The organism is Halobellus sp., assembly GCF_042218505.1.
Lineage (GTDB): Archaea > Halobacteriota > Halobacteria > Halobacteriales > Haloferacaceae > Haloquadratum.
Map to the genome: position 1 here is coordinate 1 of NZ_JBDGQZ010000012.1, position 21,428 is coordinate 21,428.

Sequence of the window (21,428 nt, forward strand, 5' to 3'; positions counted from 1 at the left end):
GAGACGTTGATCGTGTCGTAGTCGTCGCCGCCGGTCCCGCAGGTGTCGACCAGCGGGTCGCGGTCGGGATCGATCGTGCGCGCGGCGTCGCGCATCCCCTGCGCGAAGCCCGCGATCTCGGTCTCGGTCTCGCCCTTGGCCCTGAGCGCGGCGAGGAGCGCGCCGATCTGGGCCTCGGTCGCGTCCTCGAAGACCGCGCTGGCCGCCTCTCGAGCCTCGTCCTGCGTCAGATCCCCGCCGTCCGTCGCGCGTTCGATGTAGTCTTGGAGTGTCATCGTGGTCACCGATGTACGTCTTCGTGTTGTAGTGAACAAATCCGTTCATCTGTATAAGGTTATCGGAGTGCGGAACCGGAATCGTTGTGAGTGACCGGCACACTGCCTCGGTACGTGCATACGCCCCCTCGACGCTCGGTGACCGTATCTTTCCAGTTCACTGCAGCGAGAGGTGGATGTGTAACACATTCGCAAACGAGAAAACCGGCAGACGGCGTCCGATCCACGAAACGAAAGCTTCAATTGTACCCCCCAGAAATCAATGAGTACACACGAACGAGTGTGACGGATGCCACAGGCGGGTTGGTGGTCTAGTCAGGTTATGACACCTCCTTGACATGGAGGAGGCCGGCGATTCAAATTCGCCCCAACCCACTCTCTTATACTACAACCGAACCGCGTAGTCGCTGCTCTGTTCCAGCGCCTTCGTCACTGTGAGTCCTCATCGAGTAGGTGCGTGAAGTCATCGCCAATGGTAGAGAACGACGACGTGCAGGCGGTCTGCGAGTTCTGCGGTGACACCTTCGATAGTGGCGATCAGTTCCCAGCCCGAAAGCACAATTACGGCGAATAATTGTAAGTAAACCCTTGCAGGCCCCGAACGACGGCTTTCTCTCAGACCCGGCATCGTATACGTACTGGGCCCTTATCGGCGGCAGAGATGGGAAAACAGCCGAAGTCTGACGGCGGTTCCGAACAGGTCCCACCGACCGATGGCCCCGGTCCGGATCGGGACACACTCCTGTACTTTGGGTTCCGAACGCTACTTCTGCTCGCGGTGCTCGCTGTTGGGTACCTCACGCGGCCTATTTGGCACGGGCTCGTCTACTCGGCGATGTACTCGCCGACCGGCCTCCTCGTGGTCGGCGGCGGAAGCCTCGCTGCGATCGTCCTCTGGTATCTGCCGCCTGATCGGCTCAGCTCGGAGGATTCCCGGTCTAACGGCTCCAACGACCCCACCGTGATCTCCGACGACTTCGACCCGTTCGAAGAGTTGTCGGGGTCGAGCGACGGCGCTGCGGGGGCGAAAATCCAACTGCTGGCCGTGATCGTTGGGATCCTGATCGCGGTCTCGTTCCTCGTTGGCGGAGTCAGCGGGACGCTCGAACAGCGCAGTCTAGCCCAAGAGACGATGGCCGACGCCACCGAGGTCCAGAACTTCCCCAAGGCCAATCCGGAGAACCCGCGGGTCGTCCCCCGGCGCGTCTCCGAGATCACCACCCGCGGGGAGGTTTCCTACCGACAACACCGACTGGGGACGAGCGACATCGCCAGACGCGAAGACGGGTCACTGGCGTGGTCCTATCCGATTGAACCCGACGGGTTCCGAAATACGCTTCTGTTGAACCAGCGGGGGGTGTTGCTCTCGGATATGACCCGGATCGACGATCGCCGGACCGAGACGTTCGACGACACGCAGTTCACCTACGGCGAGGGGATGTTCCTCCACCGGTCGGCGGACTGGCAACTCAAGAAGACCGATTACCTCTCGCGGTACACCGACGACGCCGTGGAGTTCACGTACAACGGCACGCCGTATATGTACTACCCGAAGACCGGCCACGAGTGGCGGCTGACCCCGTTCCCGCATACGGTCCCGGTGTGGGACGGCGGCGCTCTGGTGTTCCCCGACGGGGAGATCCAGCACCTGACGCCCGAGGAAGCGCAGCAAAGCGAGATTGTCGACGGCCAGCGGCTCTACCCCGTCTCGCTCACGCGAGCCGAAATGGGGTCGCTGAGCTATCGCAACGGGATCGTGAACCAACTGCCTGCAGTTGGCGCTCACAAGGGTGAAATCGAGATCGCAGACCTCCCGCCCGGTGCCGACAACAGACAGCCGTTCATCATCGATCTGGCCGGCGAGCAGCTGTCGTACGTGACGGCGATGGAGCCGTACGGCCAAGACAGCCGAGGGCTCGACGAAGTGTGGTTCGCCAACGCCGAGACTGGTGAGTACACATTCTTCGGCACCGACCGCGAGACGCTCACTGGGCCCGAACGCGCGATGGGAATCGCCCGTTCCGAGGACTCACAGACCAACTGGGGGCAGAACTTCGTTGTCACCGAGCCTGTGCCGGTGATCGTCGACGAGGATCTCTGGTGGCACATCAAGGTCTCGCCCACCGACTTCACCGACGTGACCCGGAACGTGTTCGTGAACGCCGACTCCGGGACGGCAATCGCAGTCCAGACCGACAACGAAACCCGGGCGTTCATCCGTGGCGAAGTCGACGACTCGACGACCGACGGGAGCCAGAACGCACCGGACGACGGCAGGGACTCCGACGGCGAGGTCATCTACTACATCGTCATCACCGACGAGAATGGTGAGGTGACCGAGCGGATCCCGGTCAGATCCGGGCAGGACACTTCGATTGTGCCCCCTGACGACGATCGCGTGACAGTCACCAACGGGACTGCGACGAACGAGACCGCGACAAACGAAACCACGACGAACGAGACGACTGCAACCGCCTGACACGGCAGTGGAGCAGGTTCCACTGCTGGCTCCGTGCAGTTCAGGGGCGGGATGCCGTCGGCGAACCGGCGTTAGCGGCGTCCGGCGTGAGCATATCGTCGGTGTCCGGAGGCATATCCGGATCTTGACCACGTCCGACAGCGACGTGTCCGCCGGTTTGAGGACTGTGCGGCCCTCGTCAAGCGTCAGTTTTGTTTGGATTTCGATGGTATCGGCGGCGGGAGTCTCCCTAATCGACCATAGCCAGAGTCACAGCGACTCGACGGTCACCGGACCTACCGCGGTGTAAACGCCGGTGAGCTCCGTATCCGCGACCTGCGCGGTGATCTCGTCGCCTTCTGCGACTGTTTCGCCTCCCAGATCGGCGACGATCGTCATTGGCTCGATAGGGTCACGGCGGAGGAGCGCCCACAGGAGTTCCAGAAGCGACGGGGCACCACCGCGACGACAGACGAGGATAGACCGCGAGGCCGCCAACTCCTCGAGTGCCGGTTCGAGTTCGTGATCGCCGGCCTCAGTCGGAGACACGACGTGGAGCACTTCGCCGCGAACGCTCTCGGACATTTCGATATCGATAAGTGGGAACGCGATCCGTCTAAATCGATCGGTTCTGCGCCGTTAATCGCCATCGAACGCTGACTTCCACCTGTGAGTGGGTTTGTGGGCCGGTTCGCAGCGGGCGGGGGTTGCCAGTGCTGGAGGGGGACCGGTCCAGGGGATCCTCGCGTGAGACCAGCAACGGCACTCGGAGGCTCCGCCAGGGGCCGCTACAACGGTGTCAAAGGGTGGTGTCTTCGTAAGGTTGGCAAGCGAACACGACAGTCCGAACTTCCATAGACTCCGTATTACTCCCCGGGCTACACACATCACTCCCAGCCGCCGGTGATCGACCGCTTCCCCGACACGAACGAAACAACAGGTTTGGGTTCGTCGGGCGCGTACTTCCGTCTACGTGTACTATGACTGCCGGACTCAGACTGCGTGAAGACGGATCTGCCTGCATCCGGGTGGTGGCCCGGTGAGCGACGCCGACGGCGGGTTCACGGACATCCGCGACTCCGTCGACGGCCACCCGATGCGCCGATTACTTGACTCTGCTCGACCGTACTGGCCGCGGATCACGCTCGGCGTCCTCGCGGCAATGCTGACACGGTTCGCCCGCTTGGTGCCGCCAGTCATCATCGCAACCACGATCGACCGAGTCGTGCTTGGATCGGCCGACTCCGGACTGCTGACCGAGGCGGGGCTGTTACCCAGCGGTGCGATCACCGGGGAGGCCGCACGTCTGGCGTTCCTCCAGCAACTGATCGTCATTGCGGCGCTGGCGTACCTGCTCCGGTCGGTCACCCGCTTCGGGTCGCGGTACCTCCTCCAGTCGTCGGCGCAGAAGATCCAGCGGGACCTCCGGAACGATACCTACGACCATCTTCAGCACCTTTCGATGGACTTCTTCGCCAACCACCAAACTGGGGGGATGATGTCGATCCTCAACAGCGACATCAACCGCCTGGAACAGTTCCTCAACACCGAGTTCCGCCAACTGATTCGGGTGGTCGCTACCGTCGGCGGGATCGCGGCCGTGCTGTGGTACTACGCCCCGACGCTGGCGCTCATCGCCCTGGCGCCGGTCCCGATTATCGGGATAGCGAGCGCGGTGTTCCTCCGGTGGATCGAGCCACGGTACAAGTCTCTCCGGGAAACGGTGGCCCGGCTCAACACGCGGCTGGAGAACAACCTCGGGGGCGTCGCCGTCGTGAAGGCGTTCAACCGGTACGCCTTCGAGCGCGACCGGGTGGCAGAGCGGAGCGACGCGTACCACGACAAGAAGGTGGCGGCCCTCCGAATTCGCCGCGGGTTCTTCGCGACGCTTCGGCTGCTCACGGGGGTCGTGTTCGTGCTCATCCTATTCGTGGGCGGACGAGCGATCATCACCACGCCGCCTGGCGAGGCGGCGCTGATCTCGACGGGTGCCTTCGCGGCCTTCTTCCTCTACTTGCGGCGGCTCTACTCCCCGATGCGTCGGATTGGCCGGTCCGCGAACAAATACCAACTGGCGAAGTCCAGCGCCGAGCGGGTCTTCGGGCTTCTCGGACAGGAGCCGACGGTCACGGAGCCCGCGGACCCGTACGTTCCCGACCAAATCAGCGGTGACGTCGCGTTCGAGGACGTATGGTTCGGCTACGACGACCGGAAGCCGGTGTTGAAGTCGGTGTCGCTGGACGTGCCCGCTGGAGCGACCATCGGACTCGCCGGGGCAACCGGCGCGGGGAAGTCGACTCTGGTGAAACTCGTCCCCCGCCTCCACGAGGTCGACGACGGACAGGTGACCGTCGACGGCCGCGACGTTCGGACGTACGATCTCCAGGCGCTCCGGGACTCGATCGCGGTCGTCGAACAGAACCCCTACCTCTTCTCGGGGACTGTCGCCGAGAACATCGCCTACGGCGATAGCGAGGTGCTGGCCGCAGAGGGCGGCGATGGGGACGCGAAGGCGGGGCGCGAGCGGGTGGTCGCGGCCGCGGAGGCCGCAGCGGCCCACGAGTTCGTCTCCGGGCTCCCGGAGGGGTACGACACGCAGATCGGCGAACGCGGGATCAAACTCTCCGGCGGGCAGCGCCAGCGGATTGCCATCGCGCGAGCGCTGCTCAACGACCCCGCGATTATCATCTTCGACGAGGCGACCAGCGACGTCGACACCGAGACGGAAGAGGAGATCAAAGAGAGCATCGACCGACTGATCGAAGACCGGACCGCGTTCGTCATCGCCCACCGGCTGTCGACTATCCGAGACGCCGACCGGGTCGTCGTGCTCGACGACGGCGAGATCGTCGAATCCGGCTCCCACGATCGGCTGCTGGCCCGCTCGGGCGAGTACGCTGCTCTGTGGGACGCCCAGGTAGACGACACGAAAGTGGCCGACGCGACCGACTAACCAGGGCCGACTGCGGGCCTCACCCGTCTCAGGTCGCTCGGTACGGTTTTAATGGCTGGAGACACGTATTGTGAGCGTGCCAAGCGCATTATTCATCGTCAGCGAACGCGGCTACTGGGGCGAAGAGTGCATCGAACCGCTGGAGATCTTAGACGAGGCGGGGTTTGACATCACCGTTGCTACGCCCACGGGCGACCCGCCGGTCGTGGACGAACGGTCGGTGGACCCCGACAGCGTCGGTGAGGAGATTTCCTCGCATATTCGATCGGTGGACGAGAACGACCCGCGATTGAACGATCCGATCCCGCTGGCGTCGGTGTCTGCGGACGGGTACGACGCTGTCGTGTATCCAGGCGGGCACGGAACGGAGTGGGATATCAATCAAGACAGCGATGCCCGCGAAATCCTTCGCGACGCGGTTTCGGGCGAGGACGGCAAAGCGCTCGTCGTTTGTCACGCAGTGGGCATTCTCGCGTTCACTCGGACCAGCGACGGTTCGTTCCTCGTCGACGGACGCGACGTGACGGGCTTCCCCAACGAATGGGAGGACGGCATCGTCGACGAGCAGGGTCGGATGCCCGACGGTCGCAAGCTCCCGTACTGGGTCGAAGACGGGGTCAAGGCCGCCGGCGCGAACTGGGACGCCGAACTCGACGCCGAAACGAGCGTCACTGTCGACGGCGACCTGCTGACCGCCCGCGGCCCCGGATCCTCGAAGGACGCCGCCGAAACGCTGCTCGCCGAGCTGGGGGTCGAACGCCCGGCCTGAAACGAGAGCCAGAGCGCCCAGGGGCGTTTGCAAGTCTTCGCTCACTCGATCGCACGACCGCGTGCGATCGGCTGTGTAATCAGTTGCAACCGCTTCTACAGATATCCGAGGTCACCGCGTCGCTCGCGGAGGTCGTCGTCGAACGTCCCGTCTGCGAGGCGGTCGATCGCGCGCTCCTCACGGGTCTCGACGACGTCGAGCAACTGCAGTGCCGTGCGGAGTTTGTAGTCGACTTCGGCGTCATCTGTCGCTGCGATACTGCTCTCTGGAAGCGTCGCGATTGTCACCACCGTCTTTTGAGACAGACGTATGATGTGGTGCAATCAGTGAAAAGCCATACTGATCCACCAGTCGCGACCCGGTCGAGTAGTGGGATCACACCCCATTGTTGGTGCTGTTCTTCCCCCGGTGCAGAGGGGAGGACTTATTCCCGTCATCTCCTAAGCCTGGTTCGTGGAGTCGCCGTACGACGTACTCGGTATCGACCCCGACGCCGAAGAGGACGCTGTCGTTCGAGCCTACCGGGAACGGGTGAAAAGCGCTCACCCCGACCACGGCGGGTCGCTGGTGGAATTCAAGCGCGTTCGACGGGCTTACGAACATCTCTCGGCCGGTCACGACCCATCGACCTTCGGGACGGATGGCCGCCAGCGCTCGTCGGATACTACTCCGGGAGGCACCCGAGCCGACGACGGGGGTGCCAGGGAAGGCTCATCCGAACGGCCCGAAGCGGACGACGACGGAGTCGACGACCCGGGGGCAGAGACCCTCGGCCCGACTGTCGAGTACCTCGACTACGGGGTCGTCGAAGCGCAGGGTTGGGAACTGACTGACGAGGACCTCTTCGAGAAAGCCGAGGCCGCGGACCTCGACGTCGATAGTCACGGCATCCTCGTCGTCGAGGAGCGCGAATCACTTCTTGAGGCCGCCGAGCGATATGGCTTCTCGTGGCCATACGCGTGTCGCGGCGGCGCGTGTGCGAACTGCGCCGTCGCGGTCGTCGACGGCGAAGTGGAAATGCCCGTGAGCACCATTCTGACCGACGAGATGCGAGAACGTGGCATCCGTCTCTCCTGCATCGGCCAGCCTGTCACCGACGACCTCCAAGTCGTATTCAACATCGAGCACCTGCCCGGATTGGCCGAACTGCGGCTGCCCGCCGAGCAGTTCGGAAACGCCCGCGCGGACGACTGACCTGGGTTCGATGGAATGCCCGTACCGATCGGCCACCTCGGTCGGCAGAAACTCTCGAGAAACGAAATAACGGGACCTCGAGAGTAGAGAGACGAGAGTACGGGAAGTTCGAGCCCTAACGTCGTGACTCACCGGTATCCGCATATCGCAGTCCGGCAACTCAAAAATCGCACCGTCGAACCGACAGCCGCCGACTGGCTCGACCGGATCACTGGAGCACATAACGCCGTTCACCGACGGACTGCTGATCAGCGTCGCCGTGTACCGAGGATCCGCCGACCGGCTCCGCCGTTCAGATGTCCACGTTCTCGGGCTCCAGCACTTTCCGATCGGCACGCTCCTCGTACGTTTCGGCCGCTGGCACGCTCACGAAGTGGTCCTGATAGTAATCATACGCCGTCAGCGAACCGCCGTAGACGCATCCCGTATCGAGCCCGATTGCCCACTCGGTCTGAATCGGTTCTGCGAGGACAGTGTGGCCGAAGAAGACGCGCGGTCGCTGGCGGTATCCTTCGAACCAGAAGGGGCCGCCGTACCCCCCTCCCGCCGGCGAGCGGCAGTTCAGCAGCGAGGCAGTGTCCTGCTCTGCGAGCGGGCGAGCCGGATCCACGCCACCGTGGACCACCAGCGCGTCCTCCCAGGAGAGCGCAACCGGAAGCGATTCGAGATAGGCTTCGTCCGCCGCGCTGAGGCAGTCTAGCTCCTTGCGATTGTGGATCAGTTTGTCCTCGTTGTTGCCGCGGACCGACAGCAGATTGTCCCGGGAGCGAACGTACTCGACGACGGCCTCGCTGTCGGGACCCTTGCGGACCAGGTCGCCAACGAAGACGACCAGATCGTCTTCGCTCGGATCTAGCGCGTCCATCAGTCGGCGGAGTTCGTCGATGCACCCGTGGACGTCGCCGACGACGTAGATGTCGTCCCACAGGGCGGCGTCGATCCGCCGGTGGCGCGCGGCGACCGACGGGTGGAAGTGGTCCTCCGTAAGCATCGTCAGTGGCCTGTCATCCATATCCGCGGCCCCGGCACCTCGGTCCGAAGTCGGTCCGGTTTCCATATAGGGCCGTCGAACGGTCCCTCGTAAATGGTTGCTATGAATCCTCAGTGTTGTTACGAATGACTATATTACCGTACATATTTCGCTGCAGCGATTCGACGTCTGGCCCTCGTCGCACCGAAGACGGAAGTATTGGGGGGTGATAAACAGTGATTTACGCGATAACCGATCCGGCTTCACAGAGAGGAGAGAACGGGACGAACTTTCAATACAGCCGGCGGCTTACGTCAAGCAGGAGGCTACTCCATTATGGATATTACTGATATTGCCACTCCTGATTTCGTTGAAGTTGATGCCGGCAAGCGACTGGGGAAGATCCGTGCGATCTTCGAACGGGAGAACCCCCGCGGGATCGTCGTCACGGAAGGCGGCGACTACGCCGGTGTGATCGGCGAGAAGCAGCTCGTACGCTCCCGAATGGAAGACGACACGAAGGCCTCCGTGGTGATGAAGTCCGCACCGCGCGTCGACCGTCACGAAGACGTCCGCGAGACCGCGCGGATGCTCGTCGAGGGCGACGTGCAGATCGCGCCCGTCTTCGAGGGCGAGAAACTCTACGGCATCGTCGTCAGCGACGCAATCCTCCAAGCCGTTCTCGACAGTCTAGACGCCATCAGCGTCGAAGACATCTACACTGAGGACGTCGTCAACATCGGCGAAAAGTCCCACGTCGGGCAGGCGATAAACAAACTCCGCGAACACGGCATCTCGCGGCTGCCAGTCGTCGACGAGGACTCCGGGCGACTCACCGGGATCGTGACCACCCACGACCTCGTGGAGTTCGTCGTTCGGGACGACGACCGGCAGGGGCGCGGTGACCGACGCGGTGACATCGACCGGATGCTCGATCTGCCCGTGTACGACCTGATGTCGTCGCCGGTCGTCACGGCCACGCCCGCCGAGACCGTCGACGTCGCGGTCGAGCGGATGTTCGAAAACGACCTCTCCGGACTCGTCGTGACGCCGGACGAGAACGACGACCTGGTCCGGGGGATCGTCACGAAGACGGACGTGCTGCGCGCGCTGACCTTCACCGAGGAGGAGAGTATGGACGTCCAGATCACCAACGTCCGGCTGCTGGAGACGCTCACCCGTTCAGAGATCGTCGAATCGATCACGACGGTCGTCGACAAGTACCAGCAGATGCAGGTGCTTCACGCGCACGTGCGCCTCCACGAACACAAGGAGAAACTCCGTGGCACGCCACTGATCCAGTGTCAGATCCGCCTTCGGACCAGTCACGGACAGGTCGCAGGCAGCGGAGAGGGCTACGGGGCGGAACACGGGTTCCACGTTGCGCTCGACAAACTCGAACGCAACGTCCTCGAAATGAAGGGACTCAACGCCGACGAGAAGTACCGCGGGCAACTCATCCGGAAACTCGGCGAACTCTGATAGACTCGCCCGCACCGGGGGTTCGTGCGCCGCCCGTTATCGATCGGTGCTCTCGATTCCCTCGTCGGTAATCTCGAAGGTCACGCTGTCGCCGACAGCCTTTGCTCGGTGCTTTTCTATCGTCGCACGGCGGTTGCCGCCGCGGAAGCGCTCCAGTCGCACGACTGCCCCCGTCCAGTGTTCCAGAGTGTGGCCGCCCAGCGCCCGGGTGCGGTCGCTGTCGGGATCGGTGAACACCTGATTCGTGATGACGACCGCGAGGTCGTGTTTCCGCGCGAGCGAGAGCAGGTGGGTAACCTGACTGGCAACCCGACGGAGCGAGTCGCCGGCGTCGGTGTCGCCAGTGCGTTCGAGGCGGTAGAAGCCGGTCGCGCTGTCGAGGACGATCAGGTCGACGCGCGGGGCGAACTCCTCGGTGTCGCGGACGGCCTCCTCCTGTTCTTCGAAGTCGTGTGCCTCCGAGACGATGAGTCTGGAGGTGACGTCTTCGACGGATTCGCCCTCGGCGACGGCCGCGGCGAGTTGGTGGAAGCGATCGATCGAGAGTCCTTCAGTGTCGATGTAGACAGCGCGCTCGCCTTCGGCGGCGACGCGCACGGCGGCCGATAGGGCGACGTTCGTCTTCCCGGCCGCGGGCGGCCCGTAGAGCTGCGTAACGGTGCCGCGCTCGAACCCCCCGCCCAGTAGATCGTCGAGCGCTCGACACCCCGTGGTGAGTGCGTCGGTCACGCGCCACTCTCCGTCGTCTCCGACGAAAAACCCCCCGGTCTGTCGGAGTCGGCCGGCGACCGCAGTAGATCGAGCCGCCCGCGACGCCGAGCATTGAAGTACGAAGGTGGGACCATCCCCGGTGATGGACACCGCGGCGACGACACTGACGTACGCGATGCTCGGCATCGGGGCCGGGACGGTGACCGGACTAGTTCCTGGGCTGCACGTCAACAGCGTCGCGTTCGTGGCAGTGGGCGTGGCCGCCGAACTCCCGGGCCCGCCGATCGCAGTCGTGGCCGCCGTTCTCGCGGCGGGCGTAGTTCACACGTTTCTCTCGATCGTTCCCGGACTGGTCCTCGGGGTTCCCGACGCAGCGACTGCCACGGGCGCGCTACCCGGACACCGGCTCGTTCTTGCGGGTCGCGGTCGGGAGACGATCCGGCTCTCCGCGCTCGGTAGCGGGATCGCACTCGTCGCGTCGGTGGCTGTCGCGCTGCCGCTCGCCCGCCTGATCGGGGCTGGCCGTCCCTGGCTGCTCGCCGCGCTGCCGGCCTTGCTCACGCTGGTCGCCGCATTGCTGATCCTCGCAGAACCGACACGGCGCAGTCGCGTCGGCGGCCTGCTCTCGCTGTGTGCGGCGACGCTGCTCGGACTCCTGACGCTGGATCTTCCGGCGAGCGGTCCGCTGTCGTCTTCGGGTGCGGCCTCGATGCTCGCGCCGCTGTTCGCCGGGTTGTTCGGCGCGCCGATCCTGCTCGACGCGCTGGACGCCCGCGGCGCGATTCCGCCGCAGGATGGGACAAGACTCGGCCTGTCGCGGCGGTCAACGCTCCGCGCCGCGCTGGCGGGTGTCGGCGGTGGCGCACTCGTCGGCTATCTCCCGGGCGTCTCGGCCGGTGTCGCGGCCGTGCTAGCGCTCGGAGGCGCTGGCGGGGACGGACCCGCCGGTCGGGGCACAGACCGCCCCTATGTCGTCGCTACCAGCGGCGCCGACACGGCGACGGCGGTCTTCTCTGTCGCCTCGCTCGTCGTCCTCGGCGCTCCCCGCAGCGGCGTGACTGTCGCCGCCGAGACGCTTCTGACCGACGGCAGTGGCGACGCTGTCCCCGCAGCGACCGACACAGTCGTGCTGTTTGCCACGCTCGTAGTTGCGGCTGCTGTCGGTGTCGTGCTCCTGGTAACGCTCGGCGAGTGGTATCTCAGCGCGGTCCGTCGGCTGCCGCGTCGGCCTCTCGTCCTCTCGGTTCTCTGTCTACTCGGTGCGCTCTCGGTCGCGTTCGCGGGCGCGCTCGGTGGTGCCGTGTTCTGTCTCGCGACGCTCGTGGGATTGGTGCCCCCGCGACTCGGGGCGAGGCGCGTTCATCTGATGGGGGTGCTGTTCGGGCCGATCATCCTCGGGTGACCGGGAAAGACAACCGTTAAAAGTCGCGCCCGGGTCCTGTAGGATATGAGCCAGTCCGAACAGCGACACGCCCGACAGTGCGTGTCCTGTGGCATCAACATCTCCGGCATGAGCGCGGCGACGTTCAACTGTCCGGACTGTGGCCACGAGATCTCGCGGTGTGCGAAGTGTCGAAAACAGAGCAACCTCTATGAGTGCCCCGACTGTGGGTTTATGGGACCCTGAACGATGGGAAAAGTTGCAGCCAAAATCAAAGTGATGCCGAACAGCCCCGACATTGACCTGGACGAACTGCAAGAGCGGCTCGAACAGTCGCTCCCCGAAGGGGCAAAGATCAACGGCTTCGAGCGTGACGACGTCGCGTTCGGGCTCGTTGCGCTGCTGCCCACCGTTATCGTCCCCGACGACGCCGGTGGGACCGAGGCCGTCGAAGAGTCTTTCTCCGGAGTCGATGGCGTCGAAAGCGTCGCCGTCGAGAACATCGGCCGTATCTGATTCTTCGGGAACCGCGGCTTCCCGATTCTGGACTGTCATTGGGCGAGCGAAGCGGAAGGCGCGTAAACGACAGGACTGACTGCGTACCCGTTCGCGCAGTGCTTACTCGTTGCGTCGAAGGATGAGCAGTCCGAGGACCGGTGAGAAAATGAACCCGAGACCGAGTCCGAAGATGAGCGGGAGCGCGCCGCCAATCGACCACGCCGCTGCCACTCCGACGACGGCGCCGAGGAGGATGCTCGCTGCGACGCCGAGGCCGAACTGTTCCAGCCGAGTGCTCGAATCGTCGTGTGAGGGGCCGCCATCGCCTTGGAGCGCGCCCTCGACGTCCTCGGAGAGTTGTCCGCTGGATGCGTATTCTTGTGACATACCCAGCCGTTGAACGTCCCCTGATTTAGACTTTGCCGAGACGATCCGGCCCTGAACGGTTTGCGGCATCCGCTGCTCCCCACGGACGGAACGTGCGTTTTATAACTGCGTCCCAAGTATGGACTCTAACGACTATGCCGAGTTCCAATGGTCCACTTCACGGAACGCGAGGAAAACTCTCGAACAAGCCGCGCAACCGGGGCACGTCGCCGCCGCAGCGCTCGATCGCCGAGTACGACGAGGGACAGAAAGTCCACCTGAGTATCGACCCGAGCATCCAGGACGGCCGCTTCCATCCCCGATTCAACGGGCACACCGGTGAGGTCATCGGTAAACAGGGCAGCGCGTTCAAGATACAGATCGTCGACGGCGGTAAGGAGAAGACGATCATCGCTCGTCCCGCTCACCTGCGCGCACAGGAATAACCGCACGCGATGACCATCTTCAAAGAGCAGGTCGATGAGGAGTACATGACCGTTTCGGAGGTCAAATCCCTCCTCGAGGACGTCGAAGCCGAACGGGCCGCCGACGAGGACCGGGAACTCCGTTACGAACTCGCGCGAGCTATCGAACACGTCAACCGGTTCGCCCATCTGGATCCCGAGGAATCCCGTGACCTCGTCATAGAACTTCTCGAACTGGAGAAGGTCGATCCCGCGACGGCGATCAAAATCGCGGACCTGCTCCCCCAGAGCCGCGACGAACTCCGCGCCGTCTACGCCCAAGAGCGCTACGCGCTCGACAGCGACGAACTCGACGACGTGCTGAACGTCGTTGCGAAGTACGTCTGACCCCTCCCGATTCGCTCCACCTCACTCAGGCCCCATCGATCGGGACTCGGCGCGAGCCGATCTCGCTTCCCGTCAGCCAACTTTTTAAATATGCCGTGGGCGTACGTGTGTGTATGACCACGACCGACGGCGGGAGCGACGGCAATCCTCCTGAGGCGGCGAGCGACGACGCCGACGCGAACGAGGCAACCGAATCCGAGGCCGTCGACCGACGCTACGCGGTCATCTTGGACTATCTGCAGCACGGCCGTGCGGACGACGACCGGCCACGACACCGAAAGTCGCCGCTTGGATACGCGCTCGGCGAACGCGACTTCCGGCTGTTCGAGGTAACCTTCGCCGAGGACGCCGACGTGTCAATCGGCGACCGCGTCGTGATCGGTCCAACGGGCGCCAGAGACGTCGTTGATGGATTCAAAGAAGTCGGGTACGACGATGTCTCGAACACTGCGAATGCGGAACTGGAGTACGCGGTCGAAGAGATCATCGACACCGATGAGAAACGGTTCGTCGACTTCTACAACGACGCCCAACCGATCACGCTCCGTCTCCACCAGTTGAATCTCCTCCCGGGCATCGGGAAGAAACTCCGGAACAACATCCTCGACCAGCGTAAGCGCGGGCCGTTCGAGAGTTTCGAGGACCTCGAAGACCGGATCTCGGGACTGCACAACCCCCGCGAGGTGCTCGTCGAGCGCATTATGGAGGAACTGCGCGACGACGACCTGAAGTACAAGACGTTCGTCGGCCGCGAGTCCTGATCTTGGCGGCGGACGACCCACAGACGCGGTCTCTGTTGGTATCAGGGGACGAATCGAACCCGAGACGTTTACCCGCCTCGGCGCGCACAGACCACCAATGACTGATTCGACGTCCGACGCCGCCGGTCGCGACCCCGACGCGTTGCGACGCCGCGCCGGCGTCCGCGGTAACCCCGACCGCGACCAACACTTCCTGATCGACAACCGAGTGCTCGATCGGGTCCCGGGGTACCTCCCGGAAGACGCCGATCGCTCACACGTCCTCGAGATCGGTGGTGGAACGGGCGCACTCACCGACCGACTGCTCAACACGGCCGAGCAGGTCACTGTCGTCGAGCGGGATCCGTCGCTAGCGGCGTTTCTCCGCGAGGAGTTCGCCACCGACGTCGCAGACGGGACGCTCACGGTTCGCGAAGGCGACGCCCTCTCAATCGACCTGCCCGCGTTCTCGACGTGCGTCTCGAACCTCCCCTACGGGATCTCCTCGGAGATCGCGTTCCATCTGCTCCCCCAGGGGCGGCCGCTGGTCCTGATGTTCCAGCGGGAGTTCGGCGAGCGGATGGCGGCCGACCCGGGGACCGACGACTACGGTCGGCTGTCTGTCAGCGCCCAGCACTACGCCGACGTGGAAGTGGTCGAGATCGTCCCACCGGACGCGTTCGACCCCACACCGGCCGTCGAGAGCGCAGTCGTCCGGCTTCTCCCGCGGGACCCCGACTACGACGTCGACGACGAGTCGTTCTTTTTCGATTTCGTGAAGGCGCTTTTTACACAGCGACGGAAGACGATCCGCAACGGCATCAGAAACACCGCCCACATCTCGGGACTCGACGATCCCGAGGCAGTGGTGGAAGCGGTCTCCACGGCGGACGAGAACCTGCTCCGCAAGCGCGCAGGATCGCTCGCACCGGCGACGTTCGCCCGACTGGCCACAATCGCGAACGAGTACGGGCGGTGAGGTGATTCGTATGTCCGGAGAACTCACCCGACAGACCACGACTGAGGGCGTGAGCAGCACGCTGTCGCGCATCCCGGAGTTGATTCCGGGTCTCCCGGGCCGGATCGCCGTCACGTTCGCAATCGGACTGCTGGTGATGGCACTGCTCGCGCGGACCGACCGGATTCACGCGTTCGCACCGGAGCGGTTCCCATCTGCCGTGTGGCACCTGCTCATCACGCTGGCTACGATGGCCGCCGCCGCGGGCGGCGGGGTCGCGATTGTCGCAGTCTGGGGGCTTTCGGCGGAACTGTTCGGTGTCTTCGGGAATAACCTCGGCCCCGAGACGGCAGTGCGATTCGGCATTTCCATCCTATTCTTGATCGGCGCGTACACGATGACGGGGCTGATCCGGCAGTTGGTCGAGGAGATCGCCCAGACGCGATCTTCGCTCGACGAACACGAACGCGAGATCACATTCCGGGTGGGACAGGTAACGGTGTACCTCCTTGCGTTTATGATCGTTTTGTCGCTGTGGAACGTGAACATCGGCGGCATCCTCGTGGGCGCGGGGTTCCTTGGGATCGTCGTCGGGATGGCCGCTCGACAGACGCTCGGAGCATTGTTGGCCGGGTTCGTGCTGATGTTCTCGCGGCCCTTCGAGATCGGCGACTGGATTCAGGTCGAGGAGTACGAGGGCATCGTCACCGGCATCACGATCGTCAACACTCGAATTCAGACCTTCGACGGCGAGTATGTGATGATTCCGAACGACGTGGTGTCCTCGAACAGCCTGGTCAACCGGAGCCGAAAGGGGCGACTGCGGATCGAAGTCGAGGTCGGGGTCGATTACGACGCGGACCCCGAACACGCGGCCGACATCGCACAGAATGCGGTTTCGAAACTCGACGACCCGATGAACGTCCCGACGCCACAGGTCGTGCTCAAGCGGCTCGACGACTCGTCGGTCGTCCTGGGCGTCCGGTACTGGATCGACAACCCGAGCGCACGCCGGAAGTGGCGCTCGCAGACTGTCGTCATCGGTGCGGTAAAACGAGCGCTCGAATCCGAGGGCATCAAGATCCCGTTCCCGCAGCGGGAACTGGCCGGTCGCGAAGAGGCCGGCGGATTCGTTCTCGCCGGCGACGACAGGGGGCGGGGTGATCTTCGACCGACCGATCCCCCGGCGAGCCGAACCGACGGCGGCGCGGACGGGACCGACGATAGCGACGGGGACGGGTCCTCGTGACTGACGAGTCGCAGTCGGCGTTGGCTGAGCGCCGTGGGATGGAGACGCGGGTCTATCAACCCGCGGAGGACTCGGGCCTCCTCGCGTCGGCCGTTCTGGAACGTGGACGGGGTCGGCTGCTGGAGGTCGGCACCGGTTCGGGGTGGGTTGCAGAGCGAGCAACCCGCGAGGCCGACGACGTGACCGAGGTGGTCGCGAGCGACCTCAGTCCTCACGCCTGTCGGGCCGCGCGGAAGCGGGCGCGCGGGGGAGCGGACGCGGACGACTCCGACGGGGTTCCGCCGGCAGCCTTCGAGGTGGTCCGCGGGAGCCTCGTCGAACCGTTCGCCGCTGACGCCTTCGAGACGGTCGCATTCAATCCGCCGTATCTTCCGACCGACCCGGACAACGAGTGGGACGACTGGATGGAGCGCGCGCTCTCTGGTGGCGAGTCCGGGCGCAAACTGGTCGACCCGTTTCTCGAGACGGTCGGTCGGGTACTCGCCCCTGCCGGGAGCGTCCTCCTGCTCGTGAGTTCCCTCACGGGCTACGACGATGTGCTCTCACACGCTGTGGCCTGCGGATTCGCGCACGAAGTCCTCATAGAGGAGTCGTACCCCTTCGAGACGCTCACCGTCGTCGAACTGACCAGAAAAGATAACCCAGAAGAATAAAGACGCATAGCAAATATTAAGCGTCATCATTTCGTAGCCACGAGTGATGACGGAATACGTCTCGACGACGCCCGGGTTGTTCCCACTCCCGGACTGGGCGAAATCGGAACTCGGAGATCTCAAAGGCCACCAGAAGGGTGACTTGATCGGTGGCGACGAATCGGCAGCAATCGCAAAGGCCTACGGCGAGGCCCGATCGGAGGTGATCGACGAGCAGCACGACGCCGGTCTGGACCGCCTCGTCGAGGGCCAACTACGTTGGGACGATATGCTCGCCCATCCCCTCGCCGTCCACGACAACGTCGACACGGGCGGAATCGTGCGCTACTACGACAACAACAACTTCTACCGTGACCCGAGGGTCGTGGGCGACCTCACACCCTCCGGCGACGTCGCGGCCGAACTGAACGCCACAGCCGAACTCACGGACGGAGAGACGCCGTTGCAAGCAGTACTACCGGGTCCCCACTCGCTCTCGGCGTTGGCGACTGACGAGCACTACGGCGACGAGGCGGAGTTTCTGGCCGCAATCGCGGAGTTCCTCGCGAGCGAAGTCGAATCGTTCCCCGAGCACGAGACGCTCTTCCTGCTTGACCCCTCGCTGGTGACGTCGCCGCCGGGCGACGACCTCGCGCCAGAGGTCCCGGAAGCGATCGACACGGTCGCCAGCGCTACGGACGCCGAGGTCGTCGTCCACACCTACTTTGGCGCACTTGAGGAGAAGACCTACGCGCACCTGCTCGACGCCGACCTCGACGCGGTCGGGTTCGACATCGTGGCAGGCGACCGCAAACAGACGGTGTACAACGCGTCCGAATACGGCTGTCCGAGTGACGTCGCACTGGGACTCGCCGACGGGCAGAACACGCTCGTCGAGACCGCGGAGACGCTCCACGAGCGCGCCTCGTGGTTCACCGAACAGGTCCCCTCGACGGACTTCGAGACAGTTTACCTCACGACGAACACCGAGCCGTTCTACCTCCCGGTGACCAAGTTCCGGGAGAAACTCAGCGCGCTCTCTGCGGCTGCCGACCTCGATCGGGAGGTGACGGTCTGATGGCCCGAGACGCCGACAACCGCGCGCAGTTCCGGCCGGACGACCACGACGCCGAACACTTCCTGTTGACGACGGTCGTCGGGAGTTACCCGAAGCCATCGTGGCTCAGCACCGTGCGTGATCTTCAAAAGGAGAGCGACTCCAGTTTCGCGAATTCCGAACTGCAGGAGGCCTACGACGATGCCGCGCGCGTCATCACGCGCGAGCACGAGCGGGCCGGTCTCGACACGGTGGTCGACGGCGAGATGCGACGCGAGGAGATGGTGGAGTATTTCGCACATCGCATCCCGGGCTACGAGTTCAACGGGCCGGTGAAGGTCTGGGGACACAACTACTTCAACAAGCCCTCGGTCGTCTCGGAGGTCGAGTACGACGACCCGTGGCTTCTCGACGAGTTCGAGTTCACCGCCGGTGTGGCTGAGAAGCCGGTGAAAGTCCCCATCACCGGGCCGTACACGCTTGCGCGGTGGTCGTTCAACGAGGCTTACGAGGACGAGGCCGCACTCGCATACGACCTCGCAGATCTCGTGAACGAGGAAGTGGAGCGACTCGTCGCGGCCGGCGCGCGCTACATCCAGATCGACGAGCCCGCGCTGGCGACGACGCCGGACGATCACGCCATCGTCGGCGAGGCGCTCGAACGCATCGTCGATGGCATCCCCGAGGAAGTCAGAATCGGCCTGCACGTCTGCTACGGCGATTACTCGCGGATCTACCCCGAAATCAACGAGTTCCCAATCGACGAGTTCGACGTCGAACTCTGCAATGACGGCTACGAGCAGATCGACGTATTCCAGTCCCCGGAACTGCAGCCGGACCTGGCGCTCGGCGTCGTCGACGTCCACGACGCTGAGATCGAGTCCGTGGACGAAATCAAATCGAACATCAGAGAGGGTCTGAAGATCGTCCCGCCGGAGCGACTCACGGTGTCGCCGGACTGTGGCGTCAAACTGCTCCCTCGCGAGGTCGCCTACCAGAAAATCGAGAATCTCGTCACGGCCGCCCGTGAGGTCGAGGCCGAACTCGACGCGGGCGAGATCGACCTCGTCGCCCCGGAACCGTAGCGGCTTCGCCTTACTCTTCGGCGTCGGAGTCGACCTCGTCGTCACCGAGAGGCGGTCCGTACTCCAGCGCGAGCACGATCACGCCTGCAAGTGCCGACAGCGCCGATTGTCCACGCGCGGCCGACACGTACCACGCAGCGGGTTCGAGTTCCTCGGGGTTCTCATAGCCCGCGAGCAGCAACCGTCCAGCGACGTCTATCACTCGCCGGGGGAACAGCGCGCCCGCGGCGCCGAAGACCAGTGCCGATGCCGCCATCAGTCGGGTACACGGTTTCCGCATACTGGGCGCTATCTGTCGCATCCCAAAGAGGATAGCGGTCGTTCTCCGTTGGCGAAAAATACTGAGAAGCGACACCGACCGGCGGTCCGCGTTTGCGAACCGATCAGTGATCGTCGTTTTCGTACAGCCAGGCCGCGTCGATCCGTTCGTAGTCGAGCAGTTCGTCCTCGTCGAAGAAGAGGTCGATCTCTCGCTCGTTCGCGCCCTCGTCCTCGTGGTCGGAAGCGTGGATGACGTTACGACCGAGATCGAGGCCGAAGTCGCCGCGGATCGTCCCCGGGGCGGATTCGGCGGGATCGGTCTCGCCGACCATCGACCGGACCTGCCGGGTCGCATCAGCGCCTTCCCAGACCATCGCGAAGACCGGTCCGGCGGTGATGAACTCGACGAGGTCGTCGAAGAACGGCTTGTCCTCGTGTTCCCCGTAGTGATCGTGTGCGAGGTCCTGATCGATCCGGGTGAACTTCCCGGCGACGAGTTTCAGGCCGCGCTCTTCGAAGCGGGAGACGACTTCCCCGATCAGTCCGCGCTGGACGCCGTCGGGCTTGACCATCACGAAGGTGCGCTCGTCGTGGTGACTCATTCTTCGGCTGCTCCGCCGCCTGCTTCGGTCCACTCCAGATCGCGCGGTTCGCGGCCGAGGCGGTAGTTCTTCTCGGCCTTCGAGTCCTTGAAGTGGAGGATCGTTCCGTCGTTCTTGACGAGCATCGTTCCCGTGCCCGGTTCGATCTCTTCGCCGGTGTAATCACACGTGCGCGTTTCGACCATAGGTTATCGACCTCCGATGGAGTCGGCGTCGCGCTGCGTCTCGCGGAGCTGGAGGATGTCGCCCTCGCGGACGGGACCCAGGACGTTCCGCGTAATGATACGGCCCTGGTTCGAGCCCTCACGGATGCGGCACTTGACCTGCATAGCCTCGCCGTGCATCCCTGTCTTGCCAACGATCTCGATGATCTCCGCGGACGTCGAGTCGCTGGCGGTCTCTTCTGCGCTCATCGTCGCTTACCGCAGTTCCTCGACCTTCGCGGCGATGTCTTCGACCTGACTCTCCGAGTCGCCGGCGTCGACGATCGCGGCGGCGGCCGAGCCGACTTCGAGGCCGGCGGCCTGTCCGACGTCGTCCTGCGTCTCGATGAAGACGTACGGAATGCCCTTCTCGTCGGCGAGTTCGGGCAGATGCATCACGATCTCCTCGGGGGAGACGTCTTCAGCAACGAAGACGAGTTCCGCGGTGCCGCGCTCGACGGCTTTGGTCGTCTCGTTCGTTCCTTTCTTTACTGTTCCTGTATCTCGGGCGACCTCGAGGGCCTCGAGGGCGTCCTCTGCGAGGTCGGCTGGGACGTCGAATTCTACGTAGACTGACATTGGTTGTTCACCTCTCCTGCTCGCGGGCTCGACTGCCTCGCCGGTCTGCTGGGTTTCCCTGACGGCGAGGAGTATCATCAACCCCGGGCAGGCTCTACACATCGGTAACCCGGGATCCCATAAAAGCGCTTTCAATGGCGTCCTCGCGTGCCACGGCGGCACACGCGGAAATCGGGGGTGAGTGTGGCTGACG

26 protein-coding genes, 1 tRNA gene and 1 pseudogene are annotated in these 21,428 nt (G+C 64.0%); 17 read left to right on the forward strand and 11 right to left on the reverse strand.

The genetic code is table 11. The annotated features are described in order from the left end of the window. Positions 1-275: pseudogene (locus ABEI27_RS03220) on the reverse strand (anthranilate phosphoribosyltransferase); the annotation flags it as partial. A gap of 300 nt (positions 276-575) precedes the next feature. Between ABEI27_RS03220 and ABEI27_RS03225 the strand changes: the two are divergent. Together ABEI27_RS03225 and ABEI27_RS03230 are read left to right on the forward strand one after the other, a co-directional pair. Next, positions 576-650 (forward strand) — tRNA-Val (locus tag ABEI27_RS03225). Positions 651-936: 286 nt separating this feature from the next. Continuing rightward, the gene (locus ABEI27_RS03230) at positions 937-2,754 is read left to right on the forward strand and encodes a hypothetical protein (RefSeq protein WP_375797975.1); all 1,818 of its coding nucleotides are present in this window, start codon (positions 937-939) and stop codon (positions 2,752-2,754) included. A 249-nt stretch (positions 2,755-3,003) separates the two neighbouring features. Here ABEI27_RS03230 and ABEI27_RS03235 read toward each other — a convergent pair whose 3' ends face one another. Beyond that, the gene (locus ABEI27_RS03235) at positions 3,004-3,318 is read right to left on the reverse strand and encodes a hypothetical protein (RefSeq protein WP_375797976.1); all 315 of its coding nucleotides are present in this window, start codon (positions 3,316-3,318) and stop codon (positions 3,004-3,006) included. 454 nt (positions 3,319-3,772) lie between these two features. Between ABEI27_RS03235 and ABEI27_RS03240 the strand changes: the two genes are divergently transcribed. Then, positions 3,773-5,686 (forward strand): ABC transporter ATP-binding protein, encoded by a 1,914-nt coding sequence (locus ABEI27_RS03240; protein WP_375797977.1) that lies wholly within the window; start codon positions 3,773-3,775, stop codon positions 5,684-5,686. Between the two features lie 76 nt (positions 5,687-5,762). Then, positions 5,763-6,455, forward strand: coding sequence for a type 1 glutamine amidotransferase domain-containing protein (locus ABEI27_RS03245; protein ID WP_375797978.1), 693 nt, complete (start codon positions 5,763-5,765; stop codon positions 6,453-6,455). Between the two features lie 95 nt (positions 6,456-6,550). Here ABEI27_RS03245 and ABEI27_RS03250 read toward each other — a convergent pair whose 3' ends face one another. Then, positions 6,551-6,742 carry a hypothetical protein gene (locus ABEI27_RS03250; protein ID WP_375797979.1) on the reverse strand — a complete coding sequence of 64 codons (192 nt, stop codon included), beginning with the start codon at positions 6,740-6,742 and terminating at the stop codon, positions 6,551-6,553. A gap of 166 nt (positions 6,743-6,908) precedes the next feature. Between ABEI27_RS03250 and fer the strand changes: the two genes are divergently transcribed. After that, positions 6,909-7,649, forward strand: coding sequence for a ferredoxin Fer (gene fer / locus ABEI27_RS03255; RefSeq protein WP_375797980.1), 741 nt, complete (start codon positions 6,909-6,911; stop codon positions 7,647-7,649). A gap of 292 nt (positions 7,650-7,941) precedes the next feature. Here the strand turns inward: fer and ABEI27_RS03260 are convergent, their stop codons facing one another. Then, positions 7,942-8,661, reverse strand: coding sequence for a metallophosphoesterase family protein (locus tag ABEI27_RS03260; protein ID WP_375797981.1), 720 nt, complete (start codon positions 8,659-8,661; stop codon positions 7,942-7,944). 294 nt (positions 8,662-8,955) lie between these two features. On the opposite strand from ABEI27_RS03260, the gene ABEI27_RS03265 reads away from it, so the two are divergent. Continuing rightward, complete coding sequence (locus ABEI27_RS03265) at positions 8,956-10,101, forward strand: CBS domain-containing protein (protein ID WP_375797982.1); 1,146 nt, start codon at positions 8,956-8,958, stop codon at positions 10,099-10,101. A 36-nt stretch (positions 10,102-10,137) separates the two neighbouring features. Here ABEI27_RS03265 and radB read toward each other — a convergent pair whose 3' ends face one another. Continuing rightward, a complete protein-coding gene (gene radB / locus ABEI27_RS03270) occupies positions 10,138-10,830 on the reverse strand; it encodes a DNA repair and recombination protein RadB (RefSeq protein ID WP_375797983.1) in 693 nt (230 codons plus the stop codon). Between the two features lie 124 nt (positions 10,831-10,954). Here radB and ABEI27_RS03275 point away from each other — a divergent pair, with 124 nt between their 5' ends. From ABEI27_RS03275 to ABEI27_RS03285, 3 genes are read left to right on the forward strand one after another with little or no spacing between them, the layout of a single operon-like run. Beyond that, on the forward strand, positions 10,955-12,214 hold the full coding sequence (locus ABEI27_RS03275) for a tripartite tricarboxylate transporter permease (RefSeq protein WP_375797984.1): 1,260 nt from the start codon (positions 10,955-10,957) through the stop codon (positions 12,212-12,214). Positions 12,215-12,259: 45 nt separating this feature from the next. Next, on the forward strand, positions 12,260-12,439 hold the full coding sequence (locus ABEI27_RS03280; protein WP_081927459.1) for an HVO_2753 family zinc finger protein: 180 nt from the start codon (positions 12,260-12,262) through the stop codon (positions 12,437-12,439). Between the two features lie 3 nt (positions 12,440-12,442). Continuing rightward, complete coding sequence (locus tag ABEI27_RS03285; RefSeq protein ID WP_375797985.1) at positions 12,443-12,709, forward strand: elongation factor 1-beta; 267 nt, start codon at positions 12,443-12,445, stop codon at positions 12,707-12,709. Between the two features lie 102 nt (positions 12,710-12,811). On the opposite strand, the gene ABEI27_RS03290 is transcribed toward ABEI27_RS03285, so the two are convergent. Beyond that, a complete protein-coding gene (locus tag ABEI27_RS03290; RefSeq protein ID WP_375797986.1) occupies positions 12,812-13,078 on the reverse strand; it encodes a hypothetical protein in 267 nt (88 codons plus the stop codon). A gap of 134 nt (positions 13,079-13,212) precedes the next feature. Here ABEI27_RS03290 and ABEI27_RS03295 point away from each other — a divergent pair, with 134 nt between their 5' ends. From ABEI27_RS03295 to ABEI27_RS03330, 8 genes are all read left to right on the forward strand, one after another. Beyond that, the gene (locus ABEI27_RS03295) at positions 13,213-13,503 is read left to right on the forward strand and encodes a 50S ribosomal protein L21e (RefSeq protein ID WP_375797987.1); all 291 of its coding nucleotides are present in this window, start codon (positions 13,213-13,215) and stop codon (positions 13,501-13,503) included. Between the two features lie 9 nt (positions 13,504-13,512). Next, positions 13,513-13,869: an RNA polymerase Rpb4 family protein gene (locus tag ABEI27_RS03300; RefSeq protein ID WP_375797988.1), complete on the forward strand. Its 357-nt coding sequence runs from the start codon at positions 13,513-13,515 to the stop codon at positions 13,867-13,869. Between the two features lie 113 nt (positions 13,870-13,982). Then, a complete protein-coding gene (locus ABEI27_RS03305; RefSeq protein ID WP_375797989.1) occupies positions 13,983-14,630 on the forward strand; it encodes a DUF655 domain-containing protein in 648 nt (215 codons plus the stop codon). Positions 14,631-14,727: 97 nt separating this feature from the next. Further along, positions 14,728-15,588, forward strand: coding sequence for a 16S ribosomal RNA methyltransferase A (locus ABEI27_RS03310; RefSeq protein ID WP_375797990.1), 861 nt, complete (start codon positions 14,728-14,730; stop codon positions 15,586-15,588). 10 nt (positions 15,589-15,598) lie between these two features. Next, a complete protein-coding gene (locus tag ABEI27_RS03315) occupies positions 15,599-16,816 on the forward strand; it encodes a mechanosensitive ion channel family protein (protein WP_375797991.1) in 1,218 nt (405 codons plus the stop codon). Next, complete coding sequence (locus ABEI27_RS03320; RefSeq protein ID WP_375797992.1) at positions 16,813-17,469, forward strand: HemK2/MTQ2 family protein methyltransferase; 657 nt, start codon at positions 16,813-16,815, stop codon at positions 17,467-17,469. The genes ABEI27_RS03315 and ABEI27_RS03320 overlap by 4 nt, the downstream gene beginning before the upstream one ends. Before the next feature lie 46 nt (positions 17,470-17,515). After that, the gene (locus tag ABEI27_RS03325) at positions 17,516-18,526 is read left to right on the forward strand and encodes a 5-methyltetrahydropteroyltriglutamate--homocysteine methyltransferase (protein ID WP_375797993.1); all 1,011 of its coding nucleotides are present in this window, start codon (positions 17,516-17,518) and stop codon (positions 18,524-18,526) included. Next, positions 18,526-19,590, forward strand: coding sequence for a methionine synthase (locus ABEI27_RS03330; RefSeq protein WP_375797994.1), 1,065 nt, complete (start codon positions 18,526-18,528; stop codon positions 19,588-19,590). The genes ABEI27_RS03325 and ABEI27_RS03330 overlap by 1 nt, the downstream gene beginning before the upstream one ends. A 10-nt stretch (positions 19,591-19,600) precedes the next feature. Here the strand turns inward: ABEI27_RS03330 and ABEI27_RS03335 are convergent, their stop codons facing one another. The 5 genes from ABEI27_RS03335 to rpl7ae all read right to left on the reverse strand — a co-directional run bounded on the left by ABEI27_RS03335 (position 19,601) and on the right by rpl7ae (position 21,235). Further along, positions 19,601-19,846: a hypothetical protein gene (locus tag ABEI27_RS03335; RefSeq protein ID WP_375797995.1), complete on the reverse strand. Its 246-nt coding sequence runs from the start codon at positions 19,844-19,846 to the stop codon at positions 19,601-19,603. 127 nt (positions 19,847-19,973) lie between these two features. Continuing rightward, positions 19,974-20,453 carry a nucleoside-diphosphate kinase gene (gene ndk / locus ABEI27_RS03340; protein ID WP_375797996.1) on the reverse strand — a complete coding sequence of 160 codons (480 nt, stop codon included), beginning with the start codon at positions 20,451-20,453 and terminating at the stop codon, positions 19,974-19,976. Next, the gene (locus ABEI27_RS03345; RefSeq protein WP_375797997.1) at positions 20,450-20,638 is read right to left on the reverse strand and encodes a 50S ribosomal protein L24e; all 189 of its coding nucleotides are present in this window, start codon (positions 20,636-20,638) and stop codon (positions 20,450-20,452) included. The genes ndk and ABEI27_RS03345 overlap by 4 nt, the downstream gene beginning before the upstream one ends. Positions 20,639-20,641: 3 nt before the next feature. Then, positions 20,642-20,866: a 30S ribosomal protein S28e gene (locus tag ABEI27_RS03350; RefSeq protein ID WP_375797998.1), complete on the reverse strand. Its 225-nt coding sequence runs from the start codon at positions 20,864-20,866 to the stop codon at positions 20,642-20,644. A gap of 6 nt (positions 20,867-20,872) precedes the next feature. Beyond that, complete coding sequence (gene rpl7ae, locus ABEI27_RS03355) at positions 20,873-21,235, reverse strand: 50S ribosomal protein L7Ae (protein ID WP_089766200.1); 363 nt, start codon at positions 21,233-21,235, stop codon at positions 20,873-20,875. Between the last annotated feature and the right edge of the window lie 193 nt (positions 21,236-21,428).

Excerpts from the sequence above, each read along its gene's own strand:
- ABEI27_RS03230 (WP_375797975.1), top strand. The coding sequence starts at position 937 with ATGGGAAAACAGCCGAAGTCTGACGGCGGTTCCGAACAGGTCCCACCG.
- ABEI27_RS03235 (WP_375797976.1), bottom strand. The coding sequence starts at position 3,318 with ATGTCCGAGAGCGTTCGCGGCGAAGTGCTCCACGTCGTGTCTCCGACT.
- ABEI27_RS03260 (WP_375797981.1), bottom strand. The coding sequence starts at position 8,661 with ATGGATGACAGGCCACTGACGATGCTTACGGAGGACCACTTCCACCCG.
- ABEI27_RS03265 (WP_375797982.1), top strand. The coding sequence starts at position 8,956 with ATGGATATTACTGATATTGCCACTCCTGATTTCGTTGAAGTTGATGCC.
- ABEI27_RS03275 (WP_375797984.1), top strand. The coding sequence starts at position 10,955 with ATGGACACCGCGGCGACGACACTGACGTACGCGATGCTCGGCATCGGG.
- ABEI27_RS03280 (WP_081927459.1), top strand. The coding sequence starts at position 12,260 with ATGAGCCAGTCCGAACAGCGACACGCCCGACAGTGCGTGTCCTGTGGC.
- ABEI27_RS03285 (WP_375797985.1), top strand. The coding sequence starts at position 12,443 with ATGGGAAAAGTTGCAGCCAAAATCAAAGTGATGCCGAACAGCCCCGAC.
- ABEI27_RS03290 (WP_375797986.1), bottom strand. The coding sequence starts at position 13,078 with ATGTCACAAGAATACGCATCCAGCGGACAACTCTCCGAGGACGTCGAG.
- ABEI27_RS03295 (WP_375797987.1), top strand. The coding sequence starts at position 13,213 with ATGCCGAGTTCCAATGGTCCACTTCACGGAACGCGAGGAAAACTCTCG.
- ABEI27_RS03300 (WP_375797988.1), top strand. The coding sequence starts at position 13,513 with ATGACCATCTTCAAAGAGCAGGTCGATGAGGAGTACATGACCGTTTCG.
- ABEI27_RS03305 (WP_375797989.1), top strand. The coding sequence starts at position 13,983 with ATGACCACGACCGACGGCGGGAGCGACGGCAATCCTCCTGAGGCGGCG.
- ABEI27_RS03310 (WP_375797990.1), top strand. The coding sequence starts at position 14,728 with ATGACTGATTCGACGTCCGACGCCGCCGGTCGCGACCCCGACGCGTTG.
- ABEI27_RS03315 (WP_375797991.1), top strand. The coding sequence starts at position 15,599 with ATGTCCGGAGAACTCACCCGACAGACCACGACTGAGGGCGTGAGCAGC.
- ABEI27_RS03325 (WP_375797993.1), top strand. The coding sequence starts at position 17,516 with ATGACGGAATACGTCTCGACGACGCCCGGGTTGTTCCCACTCCCGGAC.
- ABEI27_RS03330 (WP_375797994.1), top strand. The coding sequence starts at position 18,526 with ATGGCCCGAGACGCCGACAACCGCGCGCAGTTCCGGCCGGACGACCAC.
- ABEI27_RS03335 (WP_375797995.1), bottom strand. The coding sequence starts at position 19,846 with ATGGCGGCATCGGCACTGGTCTTCGGCGCCGCGGGCGCGCTGTTCCCC.
- ndk (WP_375797996.1), bottom strand. The coding sequence starts at position 20,453 with ATGAGTCACCACGACGAGCGCACCTTCGTGATGGTCAAGCCCGACGGC.
- ABEI27_RS03345 (WP_375797997.1), bottom strand. The coding sequence starts at position 20,638 with ATGGTCGAAACGCGCACGTGTGATTACACCGGCGAAGAGATCGAACCG.
- ABEI27_RS03350 (WP_375797998.1), bottom strand. The coding sequence starts at position 20,866 with ATGAGCGCAGAAGAGACCGCCAGCGACTCGACGTCCGCGGAGATCATC.
- rpl7ae (WP_089766200.1), bottom strand. The coding sequence starts at position 21,235 with ATGTCAGTCTACGTAGAATTCGACGTCCCAGCCGACCTCGCAGAGGAC.